The sequence below is a fragment of the Streptomyces sp. ITFR-16 genome (assembly GCF_031844705.1).
Lineage (GTDB): Bacteria > Actinomycetota > Actinomycetes > Streptomycetales > Streptomycetaceae > Streptomyces.
The window spans coordinates 3,532,347-3,548,196 of the sequence record NZ_CP134609.1 but is presented as its reverse complement, the minus strand read 5'-3'; the positions used below and the strand labels follow the sequence as shown (position 1 = coordinate 3,548,196).

Genomic DNA, 15,850 nt, shown 5'->3' with positions numbered 1-15,850 from the left:
CCCACGCGCGCCCGGCCGTTCACCCCTTCAGAGAAACGGGCATGCGATGTCACGGAAGTTCACCGGCGCGGAAGCGGGGCCGCGAAGACCGCGGCGGACGGTCCGGTTCGCGGCGGCCGTCGCCTCGGCGACCGCGGCCGCCCTCGGCCTCGGCCTGCTGGGCGGCGCGCCCGCGCTGGCGCAGCCACGCGCCGCCGCCCCGGCCCCCGTCGTCACCCGGGCCGCCCTCGATCCGGCCCTGGTCGCCGGCCGGGGCGCGAAGGTGGCGTTCGCCGAGCAGGAGGCGGAGAACGCGGTCACCGACGGCACGGTCATCGGCCCCGACCGCGACGCCTACACGCTGCCCTCCGAGGCGTCGGGCCGCAGGGCGGTCAGGCTGACCCCGGGCCGGTACGTCGAGTTCACGCTGCCTGCCGCCGCCAACGCGATCACCGTGCGCTACAGCATTCCGGACGCCCCGGACGGCGGCGGGATCACCGCACCGCTCGATGTCGCGGTGAACGGCGCCAAGCGCTCCACCATGACGCTGACCTCGCAGTACTCCTGGCTCTACAACCAGTACCCGTTCTCCAACGACCCCGGCGCCGGGCTGCTCCACCCGGACTGGTGGATCACGGAGTGCTCCTGCGTGCCCGACGCGACGACGCCCGCCCCGGAGATCGCCAAGCCGTTCCGGCCCAGCCACTTCTACGACGAGCAGCGGCTCCTGCTCGGCCGGACGTACCGCGCGGGCGACACCGTACGGCTGACCGTGCCGGCCGGCAGCAAGGCGGCGTGGACGGTCGTCGACCTGCTGGACTCGGAGCTGGTCGGCCTGCCGCACGTCGAACTGCTCGCCGCCAACGTCCTCGCGTTCGGCGCCGACCCGACCGGCCGGCGGGACTCGGCGGGCGCGATCGACAAGGCCGTCGCCTTCGCCCGGCTCACCCGCCTCAAGGTGTACATCCCGCCGGGCACGTACCGGGTCGACCGGCACATCGTCGTCGACGACGTCACGATCACCGGTGCCGGCAACTGGTACACGAAGATCAAGGGCCGTGAGGTGGCGCTCGACAAGCCCGCCGCCGACGGCTCGGTCCACACCGGCGTGGGCTTCTACGGCAAGGACGCCGCCCGCGGCGGCAGCCGCAACGTCCATCTCTCCGGCTTCGCCATCGAGGGCGACGTACGGGAGCGCGTCGACACCGACCAGGTCAACGCCATCGGCGGCGCGCTGAGCGACTCGACCGTCGAGGGGCTGCACATCAGCCACACCAAGGTCGGCATGTGGTTCGACGGCCCGATGAAGAACCTGCGGATCACCGGGAACACGATCGTCGACCAGATCGCCGACGCCGTCAACTTCCACACCGGCGTGACCGATTCCCGGATCTCGCACACCTTCGTGCGCAACTCCGGCGACGACGGCCTCGCCCTGTGGTCCGAGAAGACCGCGGACGCCCGCAACACCATCGACCACAACACCGTCCAGACACCGGTTCTGGCCAACGGCATCGCGCTCTACGGCGGCACCGACACCACCGTCTCGGACAACCTGGTCGCCGACCCCGTCCGCGAGGGCAGCGCCCTGCACATCGGCTCCCGCTTCGGCGCCGAACCCTTCACCGGCAAGCTGAACCTGACGGGCAACACGACGGTCCGCGCCGGTACGTACGAACTCAACTGGAACATCGGGCTCGGCGCCCTGTGGATCTTCGCCCTGGACCGGAGCATCGACACCGCCGACATCCGGGTCACCGGCAACGACTTCCTCGACAGCACGTACAACGCGATCATGCTGGTCTCCGACTGGGGGGTGAAGGACCAGTACGTCATCAAGAACGTCCACTTCAAGGACATCAGGGTGGACGGCACGGGCACCTCGGTCCTGAGCGCCCGTGCGGCGGGCGACGCCACCTTCGAGAACGTGGACGCGCGCCACGTGGGCGCGGTCGGCGTGAACAACTGCGGCTCGTTCAACTTCCCGGCGACGGGCTCGGAGTTCTCCCTCACGGACCTGGGCGGCAACGACGGCGGCTGGCTCGCCCCCTGGCTGCTGCCCAACACGATCACCTGCGACGACCGCCCGGAGGTGACCCCGCCACCGGCGCCCGGCGCCTGGTGACACGCTTCCGCCGCACCCGGCGGGCCCGGCCCGGGCCCGCCGGTGAAAGGGTGGGACGGTCCGCGTCCGATCACAGGGGAGATCCTTCGGTATGGCCGTCATCCATCGCACCACCCTCCAGCCCACCAAGCTGGAACTGCTCACCTCCTGGCTCCCCGCCCGCCCCTGGTACGGCGGCGCGGGGGAGCCGGAGTTGGTGAAGTCCGGCGGGTTCCGGCTGGACGATCCGCAGGGCGAGGTGGGCATCGAGTTCATGGTGGTCACCGACACCTCGGGGCCCCGCCCGGCCGCCTATCTGGTACCGCTCACCTATCGCGCGGCTCCGCTCGACGGGGCGGAGCACGCCCTGGTCGGCACCATGGAGCACGGGGTACTGGGTCCGCGCTGGGCCTACGACGGGGTCCACGACCCGGTGCTGGTCGCCCAGTTGCTCGCCCTTATCGAGGGCCGCGCCCAGGCCCAGGCGCAGAGCGTCAGCGACACCCCGGACCGGGACATCGCCCGCTCCTACGCCGGTACGGGACCGCTCCCCGGCACCGCGACGGCCACCGACGACCCCGAGGGCACCGCGCTGGCCACCCCGGACGGCGGTCTTCTCCGCCTGAGCCGGGCGCTGCGGCCCGCCGAGCACGGCGCACCCGCCCTCCCCAAGGGGGCCGCAGGCCATGTCTCGGGCGTCTGGACCCTGCCCGACGGCACCCCGGCCCGGGGCCTGTTCGCGGTACTCCACCCGGCCTCTCCGGCCTAGGGGCACGTGGGCGTGGAAGACCGTTGGGCCCTGGCATGACAACTCCCCGTGGCGTGCACGTGGTTGCCGGAACTGCACCTCTTCCAGGCTAAAGAGAGAATGGCCACGCTGGGTATGCATTGACATTACTCAGCGTGGAAGGAATGGATCATGACGACTACGGAACGGCACAGGGCGGCGGCAGGCGGAGTGCGGGAGGCCGAGGAGGCGGTGGTGCGGCTGCGGGAGGGGTTCGCGGGGGTCGGGGTCACGCTGCCGTCGCTGCGGGTCGACCCGGTCTCGTGCGCGGGCGACGCGTCGGCGGTCCTCGTCGACCTGGGGCGCTGCAACCTCGAGACGGCGCTGCGGCTGAGCCGGGCGCTGGCCGGGAAGGCGGCCGGTCATGGTGGGTGAGGGAGGCGGGTTCGAGGCGTGTGCGCCGGAGCCGGGTTCCTTCGCCATGGATGCCAGGGACGGGCGGGTCGGCCGGGTGACCGGGCGCGCCGGACCGTACGTGCGGCTGCGCCCGCCCGGCGGCGGCGCGGAGTGGGACTGCCCGCCCGACTGCGTCCGCCCGGCCCCGCCGGGGCTCGTCCTGCGGGCGCGGGTGACGGAGGTCAACCGCGAAGGACAGCTGCCGAGATGAGGGCGGGGGAGGGCCGACGATAGCCTGCGGGCATGGTGAGCATGAACACGGAAACCGATGCCCAACTGGCCGTCAGGGCGGCGCGGGCCGGAGCCGAGGTGGTACGGGAGCTGTACGGGACCTCGCTGGAGAGGTTCGAGAAGTCCGCCGGTGACTTCGCGACGACCGCCGACCTGGCGGCGGAGAAGGCCGTCCTGGACGTGCTGCGGACGGCCCGGCCCGATGACGCCGTGACGGGTGAGGAGAGCGGGGCGGGCGGCGCGGCGGGCGCGGAGCGCCGATGGCTGGTCGATCCGCTGTGCGGCACGCTGAACTACGCGGTGCGGAACATGCTGGTCGCGGTGAACGTCGCGCTCCGGGTGGGGTCCGCCGTCACCGCGGCCGCGTCGGCCGACCCGTTCGGCGACGAGGTGTTCTGGACCGACGGCGCACAGGCGTGCGTGCGGACGGGCGACGGGTCCGACGAGAAGCTGGCGCCCTCGGCCGGCTCGCGGCTGGTCGACGTCAACCTCGACCCGCCGTTCCCGCACGCCCGCGCCTTCCGGGGGGTGGACCTCCTGGCCGCACCGGAGTTCGCCGGGCGCTTCCGGCCGCGCGTCGTCTCCAGCACCCTGGCCGTCGCCTGGGTCGCCGCGGGCCGCAGGGCCGCGTACGTCACCGACGGGGGCCCTGGCCTGCGCCTCGACAGCGTGCACTTCGCCGCGGGCATCGCCCTCTGCGAGGCCGCCGGCTGCGTGGTGACCGGCATCGACGGCCGGCCCGTCCACACGGGCGAGGGCGGCCTGATCGTGGCGGCCGACCGGGAGACGCATGACGCGCTGCTGGACCTGGCCGGAAAGCGGGCCACGCCCGGGCGGTGAACGGGAGCGGTGTCCGGTGCGCCGCTCACACGACCGCGGGACACCGGGAGAAGCGGCGGCCCCCGCAGGGTGCCGCCGCTCTTCTGTGCCGGTGTGGGGTCAGACGGACGCGGGTTCCTTCGCCGGGGTGTCCGGGCCGGCGGCCGTCGTGGCCGGGGAGGCGGCCGTGACGGGCGAGGACGTCGGTTCCCGGGAGACGTTGAACTCCGCCAGCAGGTCCTTGCCGAAGCCGAAGAAGTACGTGGCGAGGAAGCCGGTCAGATAGCCGACGAGCAGGCCGCCCGCGTAGATCGCGATCGTGGCGCCCAGGCCGTGGTTGCCGTCCAGGAGGGGGAACAGGGCCCAGCCGGACGGGCCGATCGCGGTGGAGCCGACCGCGTCGCCCAGCTGGTTGAAGAAGCCGACGAACGCGCCGCCGAACGCACCGCCCACGCACGCCGTGACGAACGGGCGGCCCAGCGGCAGCGAGACACCGTAGATCAGCGGCTCGCCGACCCCCAGGAAGCCCGCGGGCAGGGCGGACTTGATGGTCCGGCGGATCGACTCGTTGCGGGGGAGACGGAAGTACACCGCGAGGGCCGCACCGACCTGGCCGGCCCCGGCCATGGCGAGAATCGGGAGCAGGACCGTGTAGCCCTGCTGCTCGATCAGCGTGGTGTGGATCGGGATCAGCGCCTGGTGCAGACCCAGCATGACCAGCGGGAGGAAGAAGCCGCCGAGGACGAGACCCGCGCCGGCGCCGCCGTTGGAGAGCAGCCAGTCGGCGAACGTGCCGATCGCGGTGGAGATCTCGCCCGCCACGTACATCAGGCCGAAGATGGTCACCAGGCCGGAGATCAGCACCGTCAGGGTCGGGGTGACCAGGACGTCCAGCGCCTCCGGGACCCAGCGCCGGCACCACTTCTCCACGTACACCGCGAGCACCGCCGCACCCAGGGCGCCGAGGACGCCGCCCTGGCCGGGGGAGAGCTTCTGGCCGAACGCCTCGATGTTCGCGACGCCCGGGAAGACGATGATGGCCGCGACCGCGCCGCCGAGGATCGGCGTGCCGCCGAACTCCTTCGCCGTGTTGTAGCCGACGAAGACCGCGATCAGCGCCATGAAGCCGGACGCCATCGCCGCCAGGGCCGGGGTGACCGAGGTCAGCCAGCCGAGGTTCACCAGCAGGCCGTTGAGCCCGGCGATGATGCCGCAGCCGATCAGGGCCGGGATCAGCGGCACGAAGATGTTGGCGATCCGGCGCAGGAACAGCTTGAACGGCGTGGCGTTCCTCGCCTTCCTGGCCGCCCGCATCTCGGCGCCCTGCGCGGCCAGTTCCTCCGCCGTGAGCGGGGCGGCGGACGCGGCCGGGGCGGGCGCCGAGTCCCGCTCCTCCTCGACGAGCTTCTCGAACTCCGGGGTGACGCGGGCGACCGTACCGGGACCGAGCACGATCTGGTACGTGTCGTCCTCGACCACGCCCATGACGGCGGGCACGGCCTTCAGCGCCTCGTCCTGGACGAGCGAACGGTCGTGCAGACCCAGCCGGAGCCGGGTCATGCAGTGGGCGATGGAGCGGACGTTCGCGGCGCCACCGACGAGCGGAAGGATCGCGGCGGCGGTGGCGCGGTTCTTGTCTTCTGTAGCCATGGTGCGTGGTGCCTTGCTGTGCGGGGGAGCGGGGTGGAGCCGGGGGGTCAGGTGGTGCGGGCGGCGGCGAGCGCGGCGCGCAGATGGCCGTCCGACGCGGACAGGAGGGCGGCGGCGGTGGGGCCGTCGACCTGGCCGAGGATGGTGAGGATCGCGTTCTTCACCTCGCCGTCGGTGGCGGCGAGCGCCGCCTCGATCTCCTCGTCGGAGGCACCGGTGGCCAGCGCGACGATCCGCCGGGAACGGGCGCGGAGCTTCTCGTTGGAGGCGCGCACGTCGACCATGAGGTTTCCGTACGTCTTGCCGAGCCGGATCATCGTGATCGTCGAGAGCATGTTGAGGACGAGCTTCTGCGCCGTGCCCGCCTTGAGCCGGGTGGAGCCGGTGAGCAGCTCGGGGCCGACGACGACCTCCAGCGGGTGCTCGGCGGCGGCGCCCAGCGCGGAGTCCGCGTTGCACGACAGACCGATGGTCAGCGCGCCGCCCGCGCGGGCGTGCTCGACTGCGCCGATCGCGTACGGCGTGCGGCCGGAGGCGGAGATGCCGACCACCGTGTCGTCGGCGGTGAGGCCGAGGGCGTCGAGGTCGGCGGCGGCCAGCTCCTTGCTGTCCTCGGCTCCTTCGACGGCCGTCACCATCGCGGACGGGCCGCCGGCGATGAGGCCGATGACGTCCGCAGGGTCGGTGTTGAAGGTGGGCGGGCACTCGCTGGCGTCCAGCACGCCGAGCCGGCCGGCGGTGCCGGCGCCCGCGTAGATCAGCCGGCCGCCGCGCGCCATGCGGGCGGCGGTGGCGTCGATCGCGGCGGCGATCTCGGGGAGCCGGGCGGCCACGGCTGCGGGGACCGTCTGGTCCTCGCCGTTCATGATCCGGGCTATCTCGGCGGTGGCCAGCCGGTCGATCTCGGCGAGCTCGGGGCGGAAGGCCTCGGTGGTGAGGGTGGCGAGCTGGGCGCGCAGCTCGCCGTATCCGTCGGGAGTGGTGGCGTCGGCGTCGGTGAGGGAGGTCATGGAGAGCGGCTCTGCTTTCTTGAACTCGTACGGTTCTGCGGGTGCGGGTGCCTGAGTGGTCTGCGGTCTGCGGTCTGCGGTCAGCGGGTGCGCGGGTTGTGGCGGTGGGCCAGCGCCTCGTAGGAGGCGGCCAGGGCCGGGGCCGCCGTCTCGTACGTACGCTGCGCGACTCCTATGAACAGGCAGTCGACGACCAGGAGCTGGCTGGTGCGGCTCGACATCGCGGCCGGGCGCAGCTCGCTCTCCCGGGCCGTGGACGTGGTCAGCACGTGGTCGGCGTACTGCGTGACCGGTCCGTCGGGGCGGCCGGTGATGGCGACCGTCGTCGCGCCCCGGTCGAAGGCGACGCGCAACGGCTCTATGACGTCGCCCGTGGAGCCGGAGTGCGTGATGGCGATGGCCACGTCGCCGGAGCGCAGCTGCACGGCGTTGGTCACCGCGAGGTGCGGGTCCATGTGGGAGTGCGCGATCAGGCCGATCCGGGACAGCTTCTGGGCGAGGTCCTGGCCGACGAGGGAGGAGGCGCCCACCCCGTAGATGTCGATGCGGCGGGCGGTGGCGGCCGCGGCGACGGCGGCACCGAGCTGCACGGTGTCGAGCCCGGCGGCCGTGTCGGCGAGGGTCTGCTGCTCGTCGTAGGCCAGCTTGGCGACCACGTCGGCGATCGGGTCGTCGACCGCTATGTCCGCCGTGACGGCGGGGGCCCGGCCGGACTCCTGGTGGGCGGCGAGACCGGCCAGCGCGAGGCGCAGGTCGCGGTAGCCGGGGTAGCCGAGGAGGCGGGCGGTGCGGACCACGGTGGCCTCGCTGGTGCCCGTGAGCTCGGCGAGACCGGTGACCGTGAGGGCGGCGCAGCCCGCCGGGTCGCCGGCGACGGCCTCGGCGACCCGCTGCATGGAGCGGGTCATGGACGGGGCGAGCGTCCGCACCTTGGCGGCCAGGGCTGCCGGGGCCGGCGGCGAATCGGCGCTGAAACTTTCCTTCAGGTCATTGGTCACCTTTGAAAGATATTTTCAACCCCGGGGTCCGTCAACCCCCCTTTGGTCCCGACCTCTGGCAGGACGCTCCCGGGCTCCGCGCGGGCAGGTGGACAATGGCTCCATGGAGCCGAACCGACTGGAGCAGGTGCTGCACACCGCTCGCGCACTCGTCATGGCCGACCTCGCCGCCGGAGACGTCGCGGAGGCGCAGATCGTCTCGCTGGTCGAGGACGCGGTGACGCACCGGCGCTGGTGGGTGGAGCAGTGGCCGGAGGGAGTGGAGTTCGTCGTCGGCCTGGTCGCCCAGGACGTGCAGGACGCGCTGCTGGAGCGCTACGGCCGCTGGCCGCTGTGCCCGGTCTGCGACGCGGGCGATCCGCACGCGCTGGATGTCGAGCCGGAGCTCGGCCCGGACCCGCACTGGGTCTGCACCAAGGCCACCGTGGCGGTCGCCCCGGTCGGCGCGCTCGCCGGGATACTGCGGCGGTGACCCTCTACATCGACCCGCCGGACTGGCCGGGGCACGGGCGGCTCTGGTCGCACCTGGTCAGCGATGTGTCGTTCGAGGAGCTGCACGCCTTCGCGGCGTCCATCGGCTGCCCCGAGCGCGCCTTCGAGCGCGACCACTACGACGTACCGCAGTCGCGGTACGAGGACGCGGTACGCGCCGGGGCCCGGCCCATCGGCTCCAAGGAGCTGGTCCGCCGGATCACGGAGGCGGGCCTGCGCCGTCCGAAGGGCCGCCCCGCCCCGGGCTGAGCGCTCAGGAGCCGGTCGTGGGCGCGCACACCTCGACCGCGTCGCGCGACGCGGCGGCCGGCGCCCCCGCCACCAGCCGGGACGCGGAGGTGCGCGAGCGCTGGAGCCGCAGCGAGAACACCACGGCCACCAGAGCCAGCACGGTCATCGCCGCCCCCGCCCACGCGGTCGCCGCGAACCCGAAGTCCGCGTCGATCACCGAGCCGCCCAGCCAGGGGCCACCGGTGTTGCCCAGGTTGAACGCGGCGGTCGTCGTCGCGCCCGCCAGGGTCGGGGCGGCGCCCGCGACATTGAACATCCGGGCGTTCAGCGCCGGCGCCGTGTAGAACGCCGACAGGCCCAGCAGGAACGACAGCGTGACCACGGCGGCCTGGTTCGAGGCGAACAGCGCCAGCGCCGCCAGGAACACCGTCGAGGCGGCGATCCCGCTCAGCAGCACCCCGAAGAGGTGCGCGTCCGCGACCCGGCCGCCGATCGTCGTACCGATCAGCGCACCGACCCCGAACAGGGCGAGCACCGTCGGCACCCAGCCCGAGTCGAGCCCGGCGACATCCGTCAGCAGCGGCGCCAGATAGCTGAACGCGCAGAACACCCCGCCCGCCGCGAGCGCGGTGATCACGATCGACAGCCACACCTGCCGGTCGCGGTAGATGCTCATCTCCCGCCCCAGCTGCGGCTTCTCGTCCGGCAGCGGGATGCGCGGGATCAGCGTCGCCACCCCCACGAGCGCCACGGCCGAGGCCGCTCCGACCGCCCAGAACGCCGAACGCCAGCCGAGGTTCTCCCCGAGGAAGGCGCCCAGCGGCACCCCCAGCACATTGGCGATGGAGAGCCCGCCGATCATCACGGCCATGGCGCGGGCCCGCGCGTTCACCGGCACCATCGCGATGGCCACGGCCGCGCCGACCGCCCAGAACCCGGCGCACGCGAGGGCGCTGACCACCCGGGACGCGAAGAGCACCTCGTACGTCGGCGCGAGCGCGCCCGCGACCTGCCCGAGGCCGAAGACCGAGATCAGGGCGATGAGCGTGGTGCGGCGCGGCAGCCGGAGCGTCGCCACGGCGAGCAGCGGGGCGCCGATCACCATGCCGATCGCGAACGCGGATATGAGGAGTCCGGCACGCGGGATCGACACGTCCATGTCGTCGGCGATCGGTGGCAGCAGTCCGGAGAGCATGAACTCGCTCGTACCGAGAGCGAAGACCGAGAGGCCGAGTATGTATACGGCCAGGGGCATACGGGAACGGCTAGCGGCAGAGTCGGGCATGACAGGTGCCAACAGCGCGGACGTCCCTGGCATTCCCCGTGTCCGGGGGCCGTGTACGGGGTCCGCGTCCGGGCACCGCTCAGCGCGCGAGCAGCTCCAGCTCGGTCAGCAGGTTGTGCCGCGCCCCCGGCTCCCACTCCGCCGCCCCGTGCGGCGTACGGAACAGGCGCGGCAGCTCCAGGAGCTGCCGCAGCACGGCGGCCCGCCCCTCCCGGAACGCCTCGTCCGGCACGAAGCCGTACTCCTCGCGCACCCGGGCCGCGTACCGCGCGTACTCCTTCGGCCCCGCCGCGAGGATCGCCAGGTCCGCGTCGCACAGCACCTCACCGTTGGTGTCACCGGCGGCCGGGTCGTGCGAGACGGTGAGCCGGACCAGCCGGGCGACCTCCGCCGTGACGCCGGCGGGCACCCCGGCCTCGGGCAGCGCGCGCTCGGCGAGGACGGCGCTGCGCTCCTCGTTCTCCGAGCGGTCGGGCCGGTAGACCGCGTCGTGGAACCAGGCCGCCAGCCGTACGGCGTCCGGGTCCGCTGCATGACCGGCGAGCGTGTCGATGTGGTCGAGGACCGCCGCCAGATGGGCCGTGGTGTGGTACTCGCGCTGCGGCTCGGCCCAGCGCGCCAGGAGGTTGTCGGCATACGGCAGCGGGTCGGGGTCCTCCGCGCCGCCCCGGACCGCGACGAGGCAGTCGTACCAGCGGTCGCGAAGGGTGCCGTCCGTGCCGCGCGCGCCCTGGGCCATGTCGTCCATGCCCACGAGGTTAGAGCGTCCGCCCCGCGCCGCGCGGGGCCGGGAGTTCGCCGGAGCCGCGCGGCACGAGGCGGGTCTCGACCATGAGGGTGCGGCTGCGGGAGCGGTCGCCGTCGAGGCGTTCGACGGCGAGGGCCCCCGCCAGCTCGCCCATGGTGGCGGGTTCCTGGGCGACGACGGTGAGCCCCGGCTCCAGGATCGCGGCCATGGGGACGTCGTCGAAGGCGACGACCGCGACATCCTTGCGGCGGCTGCGCGAGACCTCCGTCAGCACCCCGTCCGTCATGACGTTGTTCCCGGACAGCAGGGCGGTCGGCGGGTCGGGCAGGGCGAGCAGCCGGGCCGTCGCGTCGGCGGCGCCCGCCGGGTCGTGGGCGTCCGCGACCAGCGCCCGGTCGTGGGACAGACCGGCCTCGGCGAGGGCGGCCCGGTATCCGGCGAGCCGTTCACGGCGGGTGTACAGCCGCGCCGGCAGATCGCCGATGAAGCCGATCCGGCGGTGCCCGTGCGCGATCAGACCGTCGCTGCGGGCCCCGGGCAACCCCCTCGGGGGCAACGCCGACACGTACGAGATCACCGCCCCGTTCGACGTGAGGAAGACGAGCGCCGCCCGCTTCGGTGTCAGACGGCTGCGGGCAGCCCGAAGTAGTCGGCGACGATCCGCATCGTCACGCCGCCGTCCGCGTTGAACCCGGGCTCCGCCTCGTAGCGCGGCGTCTCCCGGCCGACGATGCCGGCCTCCAGCAGCTCCCGTACCAGCACGTCGCCGTACCGGCGCGACTCGCGGCGCCGCCCCACGTTGAAGTACGTCTGCGCGAACCCGCGCCGGCTGTGGATGAAGTGGAACGGATGCAGCTCGCAGTGCGGGACCGCGTAGTTCTGCCCGTGCGGACAGGCGCACGCCGGGGTCGAGGCCAGGAACACCGTCTCCACGGGGTTGGGCCGGCCGAACCGCTCCTCGTAGCGGAACCCGGTGAGATGGCCCGCCAGGTCCGCGACCTCGCCGCCGCGTCCGCCGGCCGCGTCGTGCGTCACCCAGACCCAGCCGTCCGAGGCCCCCTCCGTACGGGCGGGGTGTCCCGCGTCGGCGTAGATCCCGCTGAGCGCGGGCAGGTCCAGGCCCCTGGCGTAGGTGACGAACGTGTCCGGGGCGATGAAGGGCGTGGTCACGGTGCCGTCACCGCCAGGGCGAGCGGGGGCGACGGCAGGGCGAAGGCTTCCGCTATCGCCCGCGCGATCCGGATCTCCCGGTCGGACTCGTGCTCCTCGTAGCAGTCGTGGCCCTCCTCCGTCTCCCACTCGGTGCACTCGGACCCGGGGCCTATGAGGCCCGCGGCGAGCAGCTCGGCCGACAGGTAGTCGGGGTTGTCACCCCCGCGCTGGCTCAGATCCTCGAAGCTGAAGGAGAGCGTCCACCCGCCGTCACGCAGATAGGAGAAGCCCGGCCCGTGCGCCTTGGCGCTGCACGGCTCGGTCACGAACACCACGACCTCGGCGCCCTGCGGGCAGACCTGCGGGTAGTCGACGTTCTCCCAGTCCTCCAGCTCGTCGTTCACCATGTCGTGCACCGCCCACACCCAGCCGCCCGCCTCGCCCTCGGCAAGCGGCTCGCGGTTCATCCCGCGCAGGCCCGAGGTGAGTGCGGACAGGGGCAGGCCCCGGGCGAACACGAGACTCACCTCGTGCCCGGGAAACGCGTCGTACAGCAAGTCGCTCATGACGGCAGCGTAGGCGCGGGCACTGACAACGGGGCCGCCGCGCTCGAAGAGCGCCTCGCCCGAGGGCGGGGCGCTCCCTGGGGCTGATCCGGCCTACACCCCGGCCCGGAACCCGCGCAGCCGCAGCGAGTTGCCGACCACGAACACCGACGAGAACGCCATCGCCGCCCCCGCGATCATCGGGTTCAGCAGCCCCGCAGCCGCCAGCGGCAGGGCGGCCACGTTGTAGGCGAAGGCCCAGAACAGGTTGGTGCGGATGGTGCCCAGGGTCCTGCGCGCCAGCCGGATCGCGTCCGCCGCCGCCCGCAGGTCCCCGCGCACCAGGGTCAGGTCACCGGCCTCGATCGCCGCGTCCGTCCCCGTGCCCATCGCCAGCCCCAGATCGGCCTGGGCGAGGGCGGCCGCGTCGTTCACCCCGTCGCCGACCATCGCCACCGAACGGCCCCGGCCCTGGAGCCGCTTGACGACGTCCACCTTGTCCTGCGGCATGACCTCCGCGTACACCTCGTCGATGCCGACCTCGGCCGCGACCGACTCGGCCACCGCCCGGTTGTCGCCGGTCAGCAGGATCGGGGTCAGCCCGAGGGCGCGCAGCCGCACGATCGCCTCGGCGCTCGTGTCCTTCACCGCGTCGGCCACCTCCAGCACCGCGCGCGCCTCGCCGTCCCAGGCCACCGCGATCGCCGTCCGGCCCGCGGCCTCCGCCTCGGCCTTGCGGCGGGCCAGTTCGGCCGGGAGACGTATCTCCCACTCGGCCAGCAGCTGTTCCCGCCCGACGAGCACGGCATGCCCGTCGACGATGCCCTGGACGCCGAGCCCGGGGATGTTGGTGAAGTCCTCGGGGGTGGGGTGGGGGGTGCCGGTGAGGTCGGTGGCTGCGGTGGCGATGGCTTGGGCGATGGGGTGTTCGGAGGCGTGTTCGAGGGCGCCGGCGAGGCGGAGTGTGTCGTGTTCGGTGGTGCCGGGTGTGGTGTGGATGGTCTGGAGGGTCATGCGGCCGGTGGTGACGGTGCCGGTCTTGTCCAGCACGATGGTGTCGATGCGGCGGGTGGTCTCCAGGACTTCGGGGCCCTTGATGAGGATGCCGAGCTGGGCGCCGCGTCCTGTGCCGACCATGAGGGCGGTCGGGGTGGCGAGTCCGAGGGCGCAGGGGCAGGCGATGATCAGGACGGCGACGGCCGCCGTGAACGCCGCCGTCGGGCCCGCCCCGTCGGCCAGCCAGAAGCCCAGCGTGCCGAGCGCCAGCGCGATCACGACGGGGACGAACACCGCCGAGATCCGGTCCGCCAGCCGCTGCGCCGCCGCCTTGCCGTTCTGCGCGTCCTCGACCAGCTTCGCCATCCTGGCGAGCTGGGTGTCGGCGCCGACGCGGGTCGCCTCGACGACGAGCCGGCCGCCCGCGTTGAGCGTGGCGCCGGTCACCGGGTCGCCGACGCCGACCTCCACCGGAACGGACTCGCCGGTGAGCATGGACGCGTCCACCGCCGAGCTGCCCTCGACGACGAGCCCGTCCGTGGCGATCTTCTCGCCCGGCCGCACCAGGAACCGGTCCCCGGTCCGCAGGTCCGCCGTGTCCACGGTCGTCTCGCGCCCCTCGCGCAGGACGGTGACCTCCTTCGCGCCGAGCTCCAGCAGCGCCTTCAGCGCGGCGCCCGCCTTCCGCTTGGAGCGGGCCTCGAAATAGCGCCCGGCGAGGATGAAGGCGGTGACCCCGGCGGCCACTTCGAGATAGATGCTCCCGGCGCCGTCGCCGCGCCCGACGGTCAGCTCGAAGGGGTGGGTCATGCCGGTCATCCCGGCGGTGCCGAAGAACAGCGCCCACACCGACCAGAGGAACGCGGCGGAGGTGCCGAGCGAGATCAGCGTGTCCATCGTGGCCGCGCCGTGCCGCGCGTTGGTCCACGCGGCCCGGTGGAAGGGCCAGGCGGCGTAGGTGACGACGGGGGCCGCGAGGGTGAGGGAGAGCCACTGCCAGTTGTCGAACTGGAGCGCGGGGATCATCGCCATCGCGATCACCGGCACCGCCAGCACGACCGCGGTGAGCAGCCGCTGCCGCAGCGGCAGCAGCTCGTCCGCCTCCGCCGGGCCCGTCGCGGCCTCGTCGTGGTCACGGACCGGGGGAGCGGGCTCGTGCGCGGTGTAGCCGGTCCTCTCGACCGTGGCGATCAGATCCCGTACGGAGACGTCCTCGTCCCGGAAGCTGACCCGGGCCTTCTCGGTGGCGTAGTTGACGGTGGCCTCGACCCCGTCCATCCGGTTGAGCTTCTTCTCGATCCTGGCCGCGCACGAGGCACAGGTCATGCCGCCGATGGCGAGCTCGACCTCTGCGGTGCCGGTACCGGCGGTGGCAGTGGTGTGCGTGGACACGGGGCCTCCTCATGGACGGGACGGACGGTGAGCCTTGATACCCCCAGGGGGTATCTTCTCCTCCCCCAGGTATACCCCCACCCCCTATCCAGAAGCAAGGGTGATCCGCTGCGGCGGTGCGGGCGGGGCGCGTCCGGTTGCCTGCCGTGCGTTTGACCTCGCGTATCTTCACGTTCACGGTGAGGCTGCGCGCCCGGCCTACCGACCCGTAGGCTGGTCATTGGACTAGACCTATAGCTGCTTCCTGGAGGATTGGGATCCCATGAGCAACCGTGCAGTCCTGGAGGTGATCGCTCTCGACGCGGAGGACGCGGTCGCGGCCCAGGCGGGTGGTGCGGACCGGCTTGAGCTGGTCACCGACATGGCGGCGGACGGCCTCACCCCGTCCTGTGCGACCTTCGCGGCGATCCGTGCCGCGGTGGACATCCCGCTGCGCGTGATGCTCAGAGTCGCCGACGGCTTCGCGGCCGGCGACGTCGACGTCCTCGTACGCAAGGCGCGCGAGCTGCGCGCCGAGGGGGCGGACGAGTTCGTGCTCGGTTTCCTGGACGAGGACGGCAATCCCGACCTGGTCGCGGTCGAGCGGATCGTCGCCGAGCTGGGCGGCTGCCGCTGGACGTTCCACCGCGCGATCGACCGCGCCGCCGACCGGGACGCCCTGCGCAAGTCCCTCGCGGACCTGCCGGGCCTGGACACGTATCTCACCGCCGGTTCGGCCGCCGGTGTGGACGAGGGCATCCCCACGCTGGTGGTCGAGGCGGCCCGCCGGGGCGAGCCGGGCTACGAGCCGCAGATCCTGGTGGGCGGCGGCCTGTGCCTGGAGCACCTGCCGGAGCTGCTGGACGCGGGCATCGACGCCGTGCACATCGGCGGCGCCGCGCGTCCGCACGGCTGGTCCGGTCCGGTGGACGCGGCGGCGGTAGGCAAGTGGCGGGACACGCTCGACGCGTAGGGCGGGAAGCGCCTCGGGGGTGCTGCCCCCGAACCCCCGCTCCTCGATCCCCGGAGGGCTCGGAACCACTCGGCCCCGCCGGC

The 15,850-nt window shown here is 73.1% G+C and carries 17 protein-coding genes; 8 read left to right on the top strand and 9 right to left on the bottom strand.

Annotation, left to right across the window (positions count from 1 at the left end; genetic code table 11):
* Positions 1-46 precede the first annotated feature (46 nt).
* The 5 genes from RLT58_RS15745 (at position 47) to RLT58_RS15725 (ending at position 4,337) form a co-directional block, all read left to right on the top strand.
* Positions 47-2,104, top strand: coding sequence for a glycosyl hydrolase family 28-related protein (locus tag RLT58_RS15745; protein ID WP_311311013.1), 2,058 nt, complete (start codon positions 47-49; stop codon positions 2,102-2,104).
* 91 nt (positions 2,105-2,195) lie between these two features.
* Positions 2,196-2,852: a maltokinase N-terminal cap-like domain-containing protein gene (locus RLT58_RS15740; protein ID WP_311311012.1), complete on the top strand. Its 657-nt coding sequence runs from the start codon at positions 2,196-2,198 to the stop codon at positions 2,850-2,852.
* Between the two features lie 150 nt (positions 2,853-3,002).
* Positions 3,003-3,245, top strand: a complete 243-nt coding sequence (locus RLT58_RS15735) for a hypothetical protein (protein WP_311311011.1) — start codon at positions 3,003-3,005, stop codon at positions 3,243-3,245.
* The gene (locus RLT58_RS15730) at positions 3,235-3,477 is read left to right on the top strand and encodes a hypothetical protein (RefSeq protein ID WP_311311010.1); all 243 of its coding nucleotides are present in this window, start codon (positions 3,235-3,237) and stop codon (positions 3,475-3,477) included. Before RLT58_RS15735 ends, RLT58_RS15730 begins: the two co-directional genes overlap by 11 nt.
* Before the next feature lie 32 nt (positions 3,478-3,509).
* Positions 3,510-4,337: an inositol monophosphatase family protein gene (locus RLT58_RS15725; protein ID WP_311311009.1), complete on the top strand. Its 828-nt coding sequence runs from the start codon at positions 3,510-3,512 to the stop codon at positions 4,335-4,337.
* Between the two features lie 99 nt (positions 4,338-4,436).
* Here RLT58_RS15725 and RLT58_RS15720 read toward each other — a convergent pair whose 3' ends face one another.
* The 3 genes from RLT58_RS15720 to RLT58_RS15710 form a co-directional block, all read right to left on the bottom strand.
* The gene (locus RLT58_RS15720; RefSeq protein WP_311311008.1) at positions 4,437-5,966 is read right to left on the bottom strand and encodes a PTS transporter subunit EIIC; all 1,530 of its coding nucleotides are present in this window, start codon (positions 5,964-5,966) and stop codon (positions 4,437-4,439) included.
* A gap of 47 nt (positions 5,967-6,013) precedes the next feature.
* Positions 6,014-6,976: an N-acetylmuramic acid 6-phosphate etherase gene (gene murQ / locus RLT58_RS15715; protein ID WP_311311007.1), complete on the bottom strand. Its 963-nt coding sequence runs from the start codon at positions 6,974-6,976 to the stop codon at positions 6,014-6,016.
* 80 nt (positions 6,977-7,056) lie between these two features.
* The gene (locus RLT58_RS15710) at positions 7,057-7,974 is read right to left on the bottom strand and encodes a MurR/RpiR family transcriptional regulator (RefSeq protein WP_311311006.1); all 918 of its coding nucleotides are present in this window, start codon (positions 7,972-7,974) and stop codon (positions 7,057-7,059) included.
* 103 nt (positions 7,975-8,077) lie between these two features.
* On the opposite strand from RLT58_RS15710, the gene RLT58_RS15705 reads away from it, so the two are divergent.
* Together RLT58_RS15705 and RLT58_RS15700 are read left to right on the top strand one after the other, a co-directional pair.
* Entirely contained in the window at positions 8,078-8,446 is a 369-nt protein-coding gene (locus tag RLT58_RS15705) for a DUF8819 family protein (RefSeq protein WP_311311005.1), read from the top strand.
* Positions 8,443-8,715, top strand: coding sequence for a DUF4031 domain-containing protein (locus tag RLT58_RS15700; RefSeq protein WP_311311004.1), 273 nt, complete (start codon positions 8,443-8,445; stop codon positions 8,713-8,715). The genes RLT58_RS15705 and RLT58_RS15700 overlap by 4 nt, the downstream gene beginning before the upstream one ends.
* Before the next feature lie 4 nt (positions 8,716-8,719).
* Here RLT58_RS15700 and RLT58_RS15695 read toward each other — a convergent pair whose 3' ends face one another.
* The 6 genes from RLT58_RS15695 to RLT58_RS15670 all read right to left on the bottom strand — a co-directional run bounded on the left by RLT58_RS15695 (position 8,720) and on the right by RLT58_RS15670 (position 14,815).
* Entirely contained in the window at positions 8,720-9,952 is a 1,233-nt protein-coding gene (locus RLT58_RS15695) for a Cmx/CmrA family chloramphenicol efflux MFS transporter (RefSeq protein WP_311311003.1), read from the bottom strand.
* Between the two features lie 109 nt (positions 9,953-10,061).
* Positions 10,062-10,730 (bottom strand): HD domain-containing protein, encoded by a 669-nt coding sequence (locus tag RLT58_RS15690; RefSeq protein WP_311311002.1) that lies wholly within the window; start codon positions 10,728-10,730, stop codon positions 10,062-10,064.
* A 10-nt stretch (positions 10,731-10,740) separates the two neighbouring features.
* Positions 10,741-11,271: a substrate-binding domain-containing protein gene (locus tag RLT58_RS15685; protein ID WP_399131590.1), complete on the bottom strand. Its 531-nt coding sequence runs from the start codon at positions 11,269-11,271 to the stop codon at positions 10,741-10,743.
* 80 nt (positions 11,272-11,351) lie between these two features.
* A complete protein-coding gene (locus tag RLT58_RS15680; RefSeq protein WP_311311001.1) occupies positions 11,352-11,900 on the bottom strand; it encodes a hypothetical protein in 549 nt (182 codons plus the stop codon).
* Entirely contained in the window at positions 11,897-12,448 is a 552-nt protein-coding gene (locus RLT58_RS15675) for a hypothetical protein (RefSeq protein ID WP_311311000.1), read from the bottom strand. The genes RLT58_RS15680 and RLT58_RS15675 overlap by 4 nt, the downstream gene beginning before the upstream one ends.
* Positions 12,449-12,541: 93 nt before the next feature.
* Positions 12,542-14,815 (bottom strand): heavy metal translocating P-type ATPase, encoded by a 2,274-nt coding sequence (locus tag RLT58_RS15670; protein ID WP_311310999.1) that lies wholly within the window; start codon positions 14,813-14,815, stop codon positions 12,542-12,544.
* Positions 14,816-15,077: 262 nt separating this feature from the next.
* Between RLT58_RS15670 and RLT58_RS15665 the strand changes: the two genes are divergently transcribed.
* Positions 15,078-15,767: a copper homeostasis protein CutC gene (locus RLT58_RS15665; protein WP_311310998.1), complete on the top strand. Its 690-nt coding sequence runs from the start codon at positions 15,078-15,080 to the stop codon at positions 15,765-15,767.
* The last annotated feature ends 83 nt before the right edge of the window (positions 15,768-15,850 follow it).